The organism is Bacillus sp. UNC41MFS5 (assembly GCF_000686805.1).
In genome coordinates, this window is record NZ_JMLP01000010.1 from 42,415 (window position 1) to 57,614 (window position 15,200).

Below are 15,200 nucleotides of genomic sequence, written 5' to 3' on the forward strand. Positions count from 1 at the left end.
TTTTATTAGATTTTACTTAATTGCTCAATTGTGTACGTATCATGAGGTGTTTTCTCCATTAAAGGACTAATCCCTGAAGTGGTAAGCAGATGCAGTTCATGCATGGCCCTTGTGCAGACGGTATAAAATAATTTCCTTTCACTTTCTTCCTTGTACCCAGAACAATCATACAAAATTACTGCGTCGAATTCGATTCCTTTCGCCAGGTAAGAAGGAATAACAAGAATCCCTTTTTCATAGGAAATTGTTCCCTTCTCAATTAGATGCAATGAAATCTCGTTCTTAAGCGCACGATAGGCCCTTATGCTTTCATCAGATGTCCTGCAAATGACTGCAATAGTACGATGTCCTTCATTTTGAAAATCCTTTATTTTTCTTACAATTAATCCTGTAATGCCTTCCTCATCAATGACAGAAACTAACGGCTTCCTGCCCCTGCGGTTAAAGGGTTCAATATTTTCCCCACCCTCAATCAACGTACTGGTAAAGTCGACTATTTCTTTTGTCGATCGATAGGTTTTAGTAAGGACAAACGATTCGACCTCATCTCCTGATTTGACTTGGTTGGATAGAACAGTTTCGGCACCCGTAGCACCAGAAAATATTGCTTGATTAAAATCCCCGAGCAAGGTCATTTTGCTATAAGGAAATAGAGTTTGAATAAAAGCAAACTGAAATGGTGAATAATCTTGTGCTTCATCAATAAAAATATGCCGTATCGCCGTATTAGACTTACGACCTTCAATTAAATCCTGGAGATACACATATGGTGTGGCATCTTCATATGGAATGATTTTCTCATTTAATTTATCCACCGTCTGTCTGCAAATTTTCTTCCATTCAACCGGCAGGCTTTTATCCATATATTCAACTTGCTTAAATAACTGGCAATAAACGCGTGGAGCATCAACAAACCGTAAACTCTTTACTCGTGTAAATAATGGCTTGAACTTCTCTTTTACGACCATTTCCGCAAGAAACTTTTGCTCTTGCTCAAAATCATCAAATGAATTATCGGAAAATTGATGCTTTTCCTGAAGCTTTTTGAAAGCCTCCATAAAATCTTCTTTTTCGAGGTATTGGATTTCATCCTCCACCCAACTCCTTGAACGCTCTTGCCTAACTTTTCGCTTTAAATCTCTTAACAACCATTCTTTAACAAGCTTCATTCGATTAGGAATAGTAATGTGCTCCTCTAAAGAATAAAAATAATCGTGAATCTCCTTTTTAGAAATTAATACATCTCCTCTAAATTTTAAATCCCTAAAAATTAGTCCCTTTTGCGATAATCCTTTTGCGTACTGATCGATGATATTTTTAAAGTCCAAACTTGCTTTAAAGCGAATCCCCTCAACTCTTTCATGATAATCCTTTTCATCTTTCCCACTTAGCAAATACTCCATTTGGGTAAAAGGGTCTTCCACATCAAATTCTCTCCCTAATCGAGAATTTAGGTATTCCTGAAAGGTGGATTGCTGCATATTTTCTTCCCCAAGCTCCGGTAAAACTGTGGCAACATAGCTATTAAATAGAGGGTTAGGAGAAAATAACATAATATTTTCTGAATTTAAGGTCCCACGATAACGATAGAGCAGGTAGGCAACCCGTTGCAGGGCTGCTGACGTTTTACCACTCCCTGCAACCCCTTGAACAATCAGTACTTTTGAACGTTCATTGCGAATAATTTCATTTTGCTCCCGTTGAATAGTAGCAACAATGCTTTTCATTTGAGTGCTCGCATTGTTTCCAAGGACCTCCTGAAGCATTTCATCTCCAATCGTTACCCCTGTATCAAACATCCCTTTAATCTCTGAGGCTTTAATAATAAATTGACGTTTTAAGCTCATATCCCCTTCAATCGTTCCTTCTGGGATTTTATATTGAGCTGGGCCTGGTGAGTAGTCATAATAAAGGCTCGATATGGGTGCACGCCAATCATAAATTAAGAAATTTTCATCATGTTCATCCATCAAGGACGCAATTCCAAGGTATACCTGGTCCATGGCTGTTTCCCCTTTTTCTAAAAAATCGATCCGGCCAAAGTATGGGGAATACTTTAATCTTGACAGTGTGTTAAGCTGATTATCCAACTGTTTATGTGTCCGCTCACGTTCAGAGAGAAGCTCAACCTGCTGTTTAATACTGGCCGCTGTTTCAATTACATCATCAGGTTCATCTAAATTGACGGTAACATCTTCCCAAAATTCCTTTCGAATTTCAAGGACATCAGCACCTACTTTTCCTGCATTTGAATTTAATTTATTTATTTTTTTATCGATTTCATTTACCACTGAAGTGACTCTTGTTTGTTCCATTTGCCAGTCTTTGTTTAGTAAATCGCTCATCCAACCACTCTCCAGGTAAGTTTTGGTCAATTGTTGACAATTGAATCGAATTGTGTTAATGTTATAATAGGTAATTTCTAATCAACCTCATAATAAATAATTTATGCCAACTGTCATTTTATCATGCTCCCTCTACATTTTCAAGAAGATTATTACTACGAATCAAAAACGCCTTTTGGGCGTTTTTTTATTGTCTATTTTCCTTATACCGCACTCAGTAACCTACAACCTTTCCCTTATAGAAAATTCAATCTGCCATTTTTAACTTATAAAGATAGTATTGGAAAAAGCTTAAAAAAAATTAATAAAATATAATTGACAATATGTTTGTCAGCAACATATAATTTATCTTGAATTAAGTTATTTCGATTTCAAGATAAAAAATAAAAACAAATATACTGGAGGAATTTAAAAATGACTAAAACAAAATGGGCTCTTGATGCATCACACAGTAGTGTAGATTTTTCTGTTCGCCATATGATGATTGCAAACGTGAAAGGTACTTTCAACAAATTTGATGCGACAATCGAAGCAGATCCAACAGATTTAACAACAGCAAATATTGAATTTTCCGTTGATACAGCTAGTGTAGACACACGTAATCAAGACCGTGATGGTCACCTGGTTTCTGCAGATTTCTTTGATGCAGCAAACCATCCAGCAATGACATTCCGTTCAACAAAAATTGAAAAAACAGATGATGGTGAATACAATGTTACTGGTGATTTAACACTTCGCGGTGTAACAAAACCAGAAACATTTGCGGTTACTTTTGAAGGTCAAGGAAAAGATCCATGGGGAAATGAAAAGGCTGGTTTCAGTGCAGAAGGCACGATTAATCGTTCTGAATATGGCCTCGTTTGGAATGCTGCTCTTGAAACTGGCGGCGTCTTAGTAGCTGATAAAGTAAAAATCAACCTTCAAATTCAAGCAGCAAAAGCAGAATAATCCCAGTTGGTCACATAAAGAAAAGGCGTAAAGAAATTCACGCCTTTTCTTTATTAAAACATCGTACTTTTTAAATAAGCTATACTATCAATCGATCTAGCTCTTCTTTCAAAAACTTAGCAAGCTCTAACATTCCAAATTTTCCAGCCTTTGATTCCGCCTCAGAATTATAATTGGTATTTGTATTGATGTCATAGGTATAAATTTCGCCTGCTCCATTACGAATAAATTCAATACCGGCCACCTGAATCTGGTTAGCATCAAGTACCCGCTCATACTTTTTAATAATCGAATCAGAAAAACCAGCAATGATTTCAAATTTTGGTTTCTCTTCCTTCTCTTCACCGACTGGACAAAATAAATCACCCATCTGGCAAGCATCTGCTGGGCATAATTGAAATCCTTCCGTCGTATCTACCTTAACTGCATAAACGAATTTCCCACCGATGAATTCGCAGCGGGTAATAAAACTCTCCGGTGCTTGAATGTAATCTTGAATTAATGTTACCCCGTCCACTGGTTCTTCGAAAGAAGGTCCCTCTACATAGTTTTTTAATCCCTCTAAGGATTGAAAAAGCTGAACACCCAACCCTTTCCCTGCTCGGTTATGTTTTGTGATAAAAGGTTTACCCATAAATTCAACTGCCGCCTCAAGGATTTGCTCCTTCCCTACGGCTGCAATGGTTCGAGGGGTTTGGATTCCGTATTTATTTAGTTCTAAGTATTGAATAACCTTGCTAACTTCCAGCTGAAGGGCTCGGGAACCGTTAATAACTTTTCTGCCGTGCGCTTCAAGCCAGGAGAGGACTTGTCCAGCAAATTCGGGAGCAAACCGATGACCCCTTGTATGTGAGGACGCACTCATTCGGTTATAAAAAACCCCTTCTGGAGGTTCTTTTGAAAGGTCGAGACGACCTCTGTCCAGATGCCATTCTTCATAGGGCACACCTAGTTCGTCTAACCGCTTTGTTAGATGAATGGTCCAGTCGCTATTTTCATGGATGATATATACTTTTTTCAAAAAAAAGACCCCCTCGTACTGATTATATTCTATTAACTTTGTGCGCTTAATTTGCAAAAAATCTATCATCTAATAAAGTTTCATATTCTATAATTTTAGAATTCGATTAACTATTTGTGAAGTAGAAATTCGGTTTCCGAATAATTTTTCCTTAGGATTTGATAAAATTTTACAAAAACAATAGATTTGCCGTCGACATTTATGCAAACTATCATTTTAATTGTCAGAATAAATAGAAAAACGTAGAGAATTTTCTATTGTTTTGTTTCAATTTTCGAAATATTATTTACTAGCAAGCTATAAAAATTAGGAGGAGTTTTATGAAGAAACTATTAAAAACAGGTCTATCCACCGCAATAATGGCTGGAACATTGTTTGCCGGATTCCCAGGCAACTATGCTAGTACATCAGGTGGATCTCTACCAAAAAGTCCGACTACTGCTTCGCATTCTTATGGGTCACTAGACTTATCGGTAGTAAATGAAGAGAAATTGATAGAGTTACTAATTAGAGATGGTGTTATCTCGAAGGATGCAACTCAAGCCGAGAAACAAAAAGCACTACATAATTACCTAGTACAAAAAGGTAAAGAGGATACCGTAAAAACGAATGACCCAATCGCTGCAAAAGTAAAAGCTGGTGACGCGAAAAAGCAAAAAAAGTTTAAAGAATACAATAATGGGATGATGAAAGGAAACGGTAACAAATATGGGCAAGACGTAAAAGAAGGAAAATCTCCTGGAGTCGTCAAACAAGGTAAACTTTTAACGCTTGTAGTAGAGTATTCTGATTTTAATCACAACCAACTTAAACCAAATGAAACAGATAATTATTACGAGGATTATACAATTAAACACTTTGAAGATATGATTTTTGGTGCTAACGGAGTAACAGGTCCAAAAGGAGAAAACTTCATTTCTCAAAAGCAATACTATGAGCAGCAATCCGGTGGCACCTACACGATTAATGGTAAGGCATACGGATGGTTAAAAGTACCTGGCACAGCGGCGTTCTACGGTGCTGATGGTAAATCAGGACATGATAATGTGAAACCAGGTGGTGCAGCACAATTAGTTAGGGACGTTTACGAAGCCGCAAAAGCTGCTAATATTCCTCTCCAAGACTATGATTTGGAGGACCCGCATGATTTAGATGGAGACAGTAATTTCTGGGAGCCAGATGGATTAGTTGACCACCTCCAAATCATCCACGCCGGTATGGGACAAGAAGCTGGTGGCGGTTCCCTTGGTAATAACGCGATTTGGTCGCATCGCTCTGCAGTACAATATGACCCAGATGGAATTGGTAATGGCTTACCAGGATTCTACGACTATACGGTGATGCCAGAAGACGGTGCTACTGGCGTATTCGCTCACGAATATGGTCATGACTTAGGCCTTCCTGATGAATATGATACAAACTACTCTGGAGCTGACGAGCCAAACCAATATTGGTCCATTATGTCAAGCGGATCATGGGCTGGAAAGGTTCCTGGAGCAGAACCAACAGGATTCTCCCCTTATGCCAAGCAGTACTTCCAAGCAACACTTGGAGGAAAATGGACTAATCCAACAGTTGTCAATCTAGAGGATGTTACTTCAAAAGGAACACAGTTCTTACTAGACCAAGCAAATTCTCCGCTTGGAAAGAATAACCAAGCAATTCGAGTAAATCTTCCACAAAAAGTAAAGCACGTATTAAATCCGTTTGCAGGCAAATTCTCTTTCTGGGGTGGCACTGGCGATGAGTCTGACAACAACATGGTAACGTCAGTAGATTTAACTGGTAAGAATTCTGCTACATTGGATTTCGATGCTTACTATAAAATTGAAGATGAATGGGACTACGCTTTCGTACAAGTTTCTGAAGACAATGGAACAACTTGGACGTCACTTTCAAATGCGAACACGACTTCTCGTGTAGTATCAGGTGTTTACCCTACAATCCCTGCGAATCTTCCAGGTTTCACCGGAGACTCAAATGGCTGGACAAAACAATCTTTTGATTTATCGGCCTATGCGGGCAAGAAAATTCAATTGAAGTTCCGTTACATTACTGACTGGGGATACAACGACACTGGTTTCTTTGTTGATAATGTAAAGGTTACGGCTGACGGTTCTAGTATTTTAACTGAAGACGGTGAAGGCGCAACATCAACTATCACACATAACGGCTTTAACAAGTTTGATGGAAATGTGTACGCTGATCATTATTATTTACTGGAATGGCGTAACCATCAAGGAGTAGACCAAGGTTTAGCTCACATTAAACGTGGAAGTTCTTTAATGAGCTATGACGGCGGATTGGTTGTATGGTATGTAGATGATAGCTACACAGATAACTGGACAGGTACTCACCCTGGAAATGGCTTCTTAGGTGTTGTGGACTCTCACCTTGACAAGGAATTAACATGGCTCCTTGTTAATGGGAATACTGCAAAAGCAAGTACTCGTTTCCAAATTGCCGATGCAGCTTTTGGTTTAGATCCTACTTCTGAATTAAATATCACTTATCCGGGCATTCAAACATTGAACGTTCCAAGTCAAGCGGCTGTATCAACATTTGATGACAGCAAATCCTACAAAAATGCATTTGTACCAGATGCTGGTCGCGATATCCCGCACTACGGACTAAAAGTCCGAGTAAATGGACAATCAAAAGATAAATCTGTTGGGTCTATCGTAATCTATAAGTAATTAAATGAGTCCCACCTTCTTACTCTAGAAGGCGGGACTTTTTTAGGGACGAATTGTAACTCTCGTGCCATTTGGTACTATATCTGCCAACTGCAAAACATCACGATTATACATTCTTACACAGCCATGAGAGACCGCTTTCCCAATTGAACTTGGGTTGTTGGTACCATGAATACCATAGCCCTGTTTTGATAAGGATAGCCACAATACACCGAAGGGTCCCCCGGGATTATATTGCCGATTAACAATCACGAAATCCCCAGTTGGTGTATTTGTCAACATCTTCCCTACGGCGATGGGAAAAATTTTCACTAGTCTGCCGTTATTGAATAATGAAAGTCTTCGTTTACCAACAGAGATTTGAATGGAATATGGAATCGTAGAAGGCTCTGGCAGACCTGGAATTTGAATTTTTTGACCCACTTGTAAATGACCAACCCCAGGATTGGCTGCATAAAGGCGTTGCAGGCTGACGCGATAATTAGCGGAGATTACACCCAGCGTTTCCCCCGGCTTAACTGTATGAATCATGAGACCCCACCTTTCTCTTGACAGCATATGCCCAAACCAGTTTGTGGGTAACCTCATTCATTATTCAAACCGAAATAGCGGAGCCATGTCCTCTCTTATGTGGTCGACATAAAAGTAATCATTACTTGCCTTATCATAAAGATAATCATTCTTCCATTCATTAATGTTTAAGGTGATTTCTCTTATCGCATGAACAAACAACATGATTTCTTCAGTTGTCATAATCGGATGGATTGAGAACCGGACCCATCCTGGTTTCTGCGACAAGTCCCCCTGGTTAATTTTCTCAGAAATTTGCTTAGAGGATTGTTTATCAATATGAAGGAGGTAATGCCCGTAGGTCCCTGCACAAGAGCATCCTCCTCTTACTTGAATTCCAAACCGGTCATTGAGCAGGCGAACAATTAAATTGTAATGAATATTTTCAATATAAAACGAAACAATCCCGATACGTTCGCTTTTATGTCCAGCCAATAAATGAACACCAGGTATTTCAACTAATTTAGGTAGTAGAATACTTAACTGTTCTTTCTCTCGTTTCAATATATTGTCTACACCCATTTGTTCTTTCAAATTCAAGCATAGGGCAGTCCGAATCGCTTGTAGAATTCCGGGTGTCCCGCCATCTTCCCGCAGCTCGATGTCAGAATAATATTGGTGCCCTCCCCATGGATTTGTCCATGTAACCGTTCCACCCCCTGGATGGTCAGGAACATGATTTAAATATAGTCGAGTATCAAAAACCAAAACCCCACTAGTCCCCGGTCCTCCTAGAAATTTATGCGGAGAAAAAAAGATGGCATCAAGTTTTTCCAATGGATCCTTTGGGTGCATATTAATCGTTACATACGGAGCTGATGCTGCGAAATCCACTAAGCAGATCCCGCCATGTTGATGCATGATTTTGGCTAATTGATGATAGGGAGTTTGAAGCCCTGTTACATTGGAGCATGCTGTAAACGAACCAATCTTCATTCTTCTATTCTTATAATGGTGAAGCATCTGGACCAACTGATTACAGTCCACACTACCATCCTTGCCTGGAGGTAAAATAACTACATCCCCTATTGTTTCAAGCCACGATGTTTGGTTGGAATGATGTTCCATATGTGTAATAAAAATAATGGGTCGCTCACTCTCGGGAAGGGCCAGTCGCGATTTCCACTGTTCATGTACTCTAATTCCCAATAGTCTTTGAAACTTATTCATAACAGATGTCATCCCAAATCCATCGAGGATCAGGGCATCATGCTCGTCGGCATTTACATGCTCCTTAATAATTTTTTTTGATTGATTATATATTCCAGTCATCATTAAACTGGTTATATTCGATTCTGTATGTGTATTGGCCATAAATGGGCCAAATACCTCTGAAATCTTCTGTTCGATGGGGCGATAAAGACGCCCGCTGGCCGTCCAATCCGCATAGACAATTTTCCTTTTTCCCAGAGGGGATTCAAATTCCTGGTTTATCCCAATTACTTGTGAGCGAAACGGTTGAAAATATTCCTCAAGGTTATCTGGGATTCGAAAGGTTTTGCTGCCAATCGTAGCGGTAATCATTTGTTTCACACCTCACAATTAAACTCTTACTTCAATATATGCATAACACATAAACACTGGTCCTTTTACAATAGCCAAATAAAAAAGCAGCCTAATCAAAATGATCAGGTTGCTAATTGTGTGATTGAGGGATGAAGTTATTGTTAGTAAGTAGTAATTTTCGCTGATTCTTTTTTGGTTACTTCCTCAATCTTTTGGATAAACATTTGAAATACACGTCTTTTTTCTTCTAAGTCCTTTATGTATTCCTTAAGCTGATTGTAGCTTTCTTCAAAAGGTTTATGGTACATATCGCGGATTTTTTCGATAATTTCTTCGTTTACTGTCGATTGAATCACTTGCTTGGTGATTCCATATTTATAGGAATATACTTTTAATTCCTGTGCTACCTCATCATACTCATTTGCAATCTCAGTTAAAACTAGTGAGATATCATCCTTCCACTCATCTAGTGATTTTTGTAAGTAGGATTTTACCATTGTCTCTTCCATATAAACACCCGCCCTAATAGAGTCTAGATTATGTTTTTACTATTATAGCGTTGTTTGATTACATTCAGATTTCGGACAGTTTACAGTGTCTTTTCATTATCTACTTAATCTACCTTCACCGCTTGTTCAAAATCAGCGAGTGTGGTTGAATATTTTATATAAATGCGCGGTAAATAGTAGAGTTCATTTTTATAACCCGTCAGAGAAAATGGACCTGGCGTGGTCGTGAGTCCAAATTGATAATATTTTTTTGTTTCTGCCACCACATGTTCATTGGTATTCCCAAAAGGGTATGCGATCGCAATTACGGGTTTCCCTGTTATTTTCTGAATTTTTTCTTTTGATTCCTTTAGTTCGTATTTTAGGTTTTTCTCTTTGGTTAGATCCGGATGTGTCGATGTATGTGACTGAACAGAGATTAATCCTGAATTTACTACCATTCTTAGATCCGAATTTGTTAAGCGGTTCGCTCTACCGATAAAATCAGAAATCACAAAAAAGGTGGCAGTCGGACGAAAACTACTATTGGTCAGCTTTTGTAAAATTAAAAACGCATGGAGATTATTTTTATACCCGTCATCAAAGGTAATAAAAATTGGCTTTGGCACAGATTCAATATCCTGCCAACGCTCAAATGTTAATAAAGTATACCCATGATCTCTTAAATAGGTCATTTGTTTCTCAAAGTTTTCTGGTGTCACATATAGCTCCTTCGACCCGGTACCACTATATTCATCGATGGAGTGATAGACTAGAATAGGAACTTTTTGCTTTGCTGCCACATTTTTTGGAAGTCCTAAAATGAGAAGAGACAGGAATAGCAAGAACATCTTTTTCATAATTTTTTGCCTCACTTTTTAATTTTGATGTCTATTCCCTCTATTATTCCTCCAAGCTTGGAAAACAACACAATTAAATGAATGTGACTTCCATTATAGAAAAGTGGTAGACTAAAACCAATAATTTTTGAAGAAGGAGTTACGGACGTGACCAATTACAAAGTTTTATTTTTAGATATTGATGGAACCTTAGTGAGACCTGATGATACAATTGAGGATTCTACAAAAGAAGCCATTTCACAGGTTCAGGCAAATGGCTTGGAGGTTTTCTTAGCAACCGGCCGACCGCTTCATGAAATAGATGAACTTGCCAAGGAGTTGAATATCCATTCATTCATTGGTTATAACGGTGCCTACGCCATTTACAAAGGGAAAGACCTATACCAGAAACCAATGAGCAGTGCAACCGTTGAAAATTTCTTAGAAATTGCAAAGGAGAACCAGCATGAAGTGGTCCTTTATACAAATAGTAAGAACGTTTTTACCAATATAGAAGCAGAGATTATCACTGACTTTATGCACAAATTTCACTTACATAAAAATGAACCTTATTCCCCTTCAGTCAATAGTGCTGTCTTAGGAATGACGCTGGTGAATCTAAAAAAAGAGGATCCTGCCCTTTATCAGAAAAATGAAGACGGAATCCACTTATCACAAGTCAATGTCGACGGGATGCGCCATTGTTATGACGTCATACAAGACAGTGTGAACAAAGGCTTTGGAGTTCAAGTAGTATTAGAGAGACTAGGAATCGATAAGGAAAGTTCGATTGCCTTTGGAGATGGAATGAACGATAAGGAAATGCTTCAAAATGTTGGGGAAGGCTTTGCGATGGGAAACGGACATCCCGATCTTTTTCAATATGCCAAACATAAAACGACAGAGGTCACTGATTCTGGTATTTTTAATGGATTGAAAATGATTGGTCTCATTAACTAAAGTTTGGCCAAGATAAAAATAAGTGCAGACTGTTTCAATTAAATTGAAAGGTTCTGCACTTTTTATTGAACTATTAAAATTAGCTCTTTATAACTTTGTAAAAATGATTCCAAGTATGGCAGTAAGAACACCAATAACTTGATACCTTTTTAGTTTTTCTTTATAAAGCAGAAAGCCAGCAAGAACAACGACTAGACAATTTAAACTTACTACTGGAAAGACGATACTTGCTGTCCCTGTTTTAAGCGCGTAGAAATAACAACTATAACCCAATATACTAATTAGACCCACAATCGAACCTACATTGACTTCTGATCTTTGCCATTTCTCTTTCGTCAGGATACTACAAATAATTAAATAGATACTTCCGCCACCATACATAGAAATGAGGATATTCAATGAATTGAGATGCAAATAAGAGGTTGTTTTCATTAAAATCCCTAATATTCCAAAGGATACAATAGCCAGGCCCACACGAACCATCCAAGGAAGATAATTGGTCCTTCGATTTTTTTCAGTTGAATACTGAATGGCCATGGCAGATCCTAGCATAAATACAATCCCTAACCACTGAATCAGTGTAATTTGTTCATGAAAAACAAAGGCTGCACAAACGATTGGAAATATAGTATTCGTGCCTATTAATGGCGAGGTCAAACTAGCAGGCCCTTTTTCAAAAGCCTTTGACATTTGGATATTGCCGTTTGCATTTAATATACCAATCAAGGCTCCCAGCAGAATAGTCATTACGTTTAGATGGACGGTTTCATTAACAATCGCAAATCCTAATGTTAATACGAAGGCAACAAAATAAAAAAAGAACTGTATATGTACCTTCGATACTCTCATCCCCGTACTCCACTTAAAAATAGTATTATTTGCCCCAAAGCAAACCATAGTAATAAAGGCCGCTGCTATCCACATGTTGCTCCTTCTCTCTTTATCTTTTTCACTTACTATAATAAACCTCCATTTCATTACTCTCAATTGTTTTAATTCAAAAATTTGTTTTAGCAGATGTTTTCCGCAAAAAAAATGTTGTTATTTCATGTTTTCCGTCTTGTTTTGATAGCTTTTGTCATCTTGCAGGAAAAAGTAATACCAAATGGTGAATAACTTACAGAAGATGAATTATTTCCTAGATAAATAGAAAGGAATGACTTTTTTAATGAAGACCTATACCTTAAAAGAAGCGGCCAAAAAAATAAATATTAAACCAGGCGTTCTCCGTCAGTGGGAAAAAGATTTAGAGGAATTACTCGAGATTCCCCGATCAAAGCAGGGGGCAAGAATTTATACAGAATTAGAGATTGACAAACTAGTTGAAATTAAAAAAATGTATGAGAATAAATTAAATAAGGAAGAAATCAGGGAAATGTTGCACAAAAAATTGCATCCTGAAAGTGATTTAGTACAAGAGATAACTGAAGTTTCACTTGAGGTCCTTTCAGAACCATCCGCGCAAATTACCATACAGGATGCCATAGATGCGCATCAGTTTTTCGAAGCTATGGATACGTACAAGGAAAATTTCTTAAGCGAAGTAAAGAATGAAATTCGTAATGTTGTGCGAAAAGAAGTAGTGGAAGAAGTAAAGAAGGAAATAAACAAAGGGACCTATACAACCGTTAAGTCAATCTCTGACTCTATTTATAAATCGTCTGCTAACACACAAGCTGAAATCCAAGATTTATCAAAGACCCTAGAAAAAGCATCTGAACTCTCTGCAGACTCCTTACAATACCTTTCTAACAATATTACCAACTCATCAATCGAAACTTCTCAGGAAATTTATACACTCTCCAAGCAGTTATCAGAAACATCAGAGGAATTATCCCACTATGTAGATGTGACAAACAACGAAATTTCAAGTTTAACGGAGGCCATGACCAAAGAACGCGAATTCTTCATTGAAGAGCGAAATCAATACCGACAAGAAATTACACAACGAGAAATTGCCTTTCAACAAATGTTGAACAGTTATCGAGATGTAGCAGCAACAAAAGACAAGAAATGGTGGAAATTCTGGTCTTAAGATGGGTTAAGCATTAAGAAATTCATTGGAGGGATTCGAAATGAATACTAGTGAAGTAGCAAAATTATTAGGCGTATCTACAAGTACTGTTCAACGCTGGGTCAAACAGCTCGAGTTACCAATGGAAAGAAATGAGCGCGGGCATTATTATTTTAACAACGAGGATATCGAAGTATTAAAAAAAATCCATGAACAACTCCAAAATGGAACACTAATCCAGGAAATCACACCAATCAAAGAGAAAAAAATCCCCAGAAAAGGTGCTGCAAAGGGCGTAGAAAACAATCAAGCATTAGAAGACTTGACTGCAAAAGTTAGTAAATTAGAAATCGATCTCCATTCCAAGGCGGATTCTGTTGTTTCATATCAACTCTTACAGCACCGGCGTGAAATAGAAGATTTGCAATCTCAAGTAAACGAACTAACTAGGCAACTTGAACAATTTCAAAAGCTTCTTGGTAAAGTGAATATACCTTCGCAATTAGATGACCCTATTGTATTTGATTCAAGTAATGGTAAAAGAAAAAAGAAAAATATTGTTAGCTCATTATTTGGATTCTTATAACATTAAAAAGAGCCGAACAGGTATATGTTCGGCTCTTTTCATTTCCCTTAATCACTTAAATCTTTAATTCCACAAGAGGACGAGTATATTTTTTTGTGACATAGCTGCCAAGAATTAAACAGATTACGAAAGATAAGATAATTAGTAAAAAATATTGTCCTGAAAAATCAAATAAATTTTGGTCAAGAACGGCTACCTCAAGTGATTTGATAATAAAACCGTGGAACAAATAGACATACAACGTTCTTTCACCTATTTTCGATACCTTTAGTGGGTTGGAAGGTATAACCGTGAGAAATCCATAGACGACCATTAATGTCAGCATATATTGGAAGCCACGATAAAGTCCATCCACCCATTCTTCTTGTCCCATATTCGCATAAGAGGTATCTCCCAAGAGCCATGGCACGACGTCATGCGGTAAACTGAACCCTAAAGAAAACAGAGTTCCGAGAATAATAACTAATCCAACTGGTCGCGAATATTTTGAACGAATCGCTTTTTTCAACTGATCGCCATTTAGTAAAAATCCCAATAAAAAATACGGAAAAAAGACAAACGTTCTAGACAAACTTAAATAACTACCCACATCATCAATAAATCCAATGGCTATTCCCAAACCGATGGAGAAGCAAAATCCCACCCATCTAAATCTGGCAAAAACATAGAGTAATAAATTCCAACAAAACAAACTCATCAAAAACCAAAGTGACCAATGTGGATGTAAAAAATCGAACTCTAAACTAGTTTCCTGCCCATTTAAATAATAATAAACCGAATAAATGATTTGAAAAATGAAATAAGGCAATAATATTTTTTTAATTGCCTTTAATATATAGCCTTTCTTTTTAAAACCCTTTGCAAAGTATCCAGAGATAAAGATAAATGCTGGCATGTGAAAGAGAAAAATGACTGTATATAATGTAAAGAGAATCCCATCCTGCTCTTTTAATGGACTTATTAGGTGTCCAAAGACGACCAGAAAAATCAAAATAAATTTTGCATTGTCAAAATACTTACTCCTTTTTGAAGTTGAAGCCATCCTATCACCCCATTATTTTTAATCAAAAAGGTATTTTAAAATAATGTTAATTTATTGCTCCATTAATTCCCCTTACCCAAACCATAAATTTTAGTGTTTAAAACCATTATACCGTTTGAATATTACAGGAAGATGTTAACGGAATTACTTTCTGTTTCACGATAATTACGATACTGAAATAACAC

Annotated in this window: 13 protein-coding genes; 5 read left to right on the forward strand and 8 right to left on the reverse strand. The window is 37.4% G+C overall.

The window, feature by feature from the left end:
• Positions 1-5: 5 nt before the first annotated feature.
• Positions 6-2,345 (reverse strand): RNA polymerase recycling motor HelD, encoded by a 2,340-nt coding sequence (gene helD / locus BR30_RS0102980; RefSeq protein WP_026563694.1) that lies wholly within the window; start codon positions 2,343-2,345, stop codon positions 6-8.
• 414 nt (positions 2,346-2,759) lie between these two features.
• Here helD and BR30_RS0102985 point away from each other — a divergent pair, with 414 nt between their 5' ends.
• The gene (locus BR30_RS0102985; protein WP_026563695.1) at positions 2,760-3,293 is read left to right on the forward strand and encodes a YceI family protein; all 534 of its coding nucleotides are present in this window, start codon (positions 2,760-2,762) and stop codon (positions 3,291-3,293) included.
• A gap of 79 nt (positions 3,294-3,372) precedes the next feature.
• Here BR30_RS0102985 and BR30_RS0102990 read toward each other — a convergent pair whose 3' ends face one another.
• Positions 3,373-4,314: an ATP-grasp domain-containing protein gene (locus BR30_RS0102990; RefSeq protein ID WP_026563696.1), complete on the reverse strand. Its 942-nt coding sequence runs from the start codon at positions 4,312-4,314 to the stop codon at positions 3,373-3,375.
• Between the two features lie 320 nt (positions 4,315-4,634).
• Here BR30_RS0102990 and BR30_RS0102995 point away from each other — a divergent pair, with 320 nt between their 5' ends.
• Positions 4,635-7,010, forward strand: a complete 2,376-nt coding sequence (locus tag BR30_RS0102995) for an immune inhibitor A domain-containing protein (protein ID WP_026563697.1) — start codon at positions 4,635-4,637, stop codon at positions 7,008-7,010.
• Between the two features lie 42 nt (positions 7,011-7,052).
• Here the strand turns inward: BR30_RS0102995 and BR30_RS0103000 are convergent, their stop codons facing one another.
• The 4 genes from BR30_RS0103000 to BR30_RS32580 form a co-directional block, all read right to left on the reverse strand.
• Positions 7,053-7,541: a L,D-transpeptidase family protein gene (locus tag BR30_RS0103000; RefSeq protein ID WP_026563698.1), complete on the reverse strand. Its 489-nt coding sequence runs from the start codon at positions 7,539-7,541 to the stop codon at positions 7,053-7,055.
• 60 nt (positions 7,542-7,601) lie between these two features.
• Positions 7,602-9,104: an aminotransferase class V-fold PLP-dependent enzyme gene (locus BR30_RS0103005; RefSeq protein WP_026563699.1), complete on the reverse strand. Its 1,503-nt coding sequence runs from the start codon at positions 9,102-9,104 to the stop codon at positions 7,602-7,604.
• Between the two features lie 143 nt (positions 9,105-9,247).
• Positions 9,248-9,595: a hypothetical protein gene (locus tag BR30_RS0103010; protein ID WP_026563700.1), complete on the reverse strand. Its 348-nt coding sequence runs from the start codon at positions 9,593-9,595 to the stop codon at positions 9,248-9,250.
• A gap of 104 nt (positions 9,596-9,699) precedes the next feature.
• Positions 9,700-10,434 carry a polysaccharide deacetylase family protein gene (locus BR30_RS32580; RefSeq protein ID WP_081825345.1) on the reverse strand — a complete coding sequence of 245 codons (735 nt, stop codon included), beginning with the start codon at positions 10,432-10,434 and terminating at the stop codon, positions 9,700-9,702.
• Positions 10,435-10,581: 147 nt separating this feature from the next.
• On the opposite strand from BR30_RS32580, the gene BR30_RS0103020 reads away from it, so the two are divergent.
• A complete protein-coding gene (locus BR30_RS0103020) occupies positions 10,582-11,373 on the forward strand; it encodes a Cof-type HAD-IIB family hydrolase (RefSeq protein WP_026563701.1) in 792 nt (263 codons plus the stop codon).
• A gap of 87 nt (positions 11,374-11,460) precedes the next feature.
• Here the strand turns inward: BR30_RS0103020 and BR30_RS0103025 are convergent, their stop codons facing one another.
• The gene (locus BR30_RS0103025; RefSeq protein ID WP_026563702.1) at positions 11,461-12,297 is read right to left on the reverse strand and encodes a DMT family transporter; all 837 of its coding nucleotides are present in this window, start codon (positions 12,295-12,297) and stop codon (positions 11,461-11,463) included.
• Positions 12,298-12,529: 232 nt separating this feature from the next.
• On the opposite strand from BR30_RS0103025, the gene BR30_RS0103030 reads away from it, so the two are divergent.
• Both BR30_RS0103030 and BR30_RS0103035 read left to right on the forward strand, forming a co-directional pair.
• Complete coding sequence (locus BR30_RS0103030) at positions 12,530-13,408, forward strand: MerR family transcriptional regulator (protein ID WP_231507616.1); 879 nt, start codon at positions 12,530-12,532, stop codon at positions 13,406-13,408.
• Positions 13,409-13,448: 40 nt separating this feature from the next.
• Complete coding sequence (locus tag BR30_RS0103035) at positions 13,449-13,973, forward strand: MerR family transcriptional regulator (RefSeq protein WP_026563704.1); 525 nt, start codon at positions 13,449-13,451, stop codon at positions 13,971-13,973.
• A 55-nt stretch (positions 13,974-14,028) separates the two neighbouring features.
• On the opposite strand, the gene BR30_RS0103040 is transcribed toward BR30_RS0103035, so the two are convergent.
• A complete protein-coding gene (locus tag BR30_RS0103040; protein WP_026563705.1) occupies positions 14,029-15,015 on the reverse strand; it encodes an acyltransferase family protein in 987 nt (328 codons plus the stop codon).
• Positions 15,016-15,200: the final 185 nt, after the last annotated feature.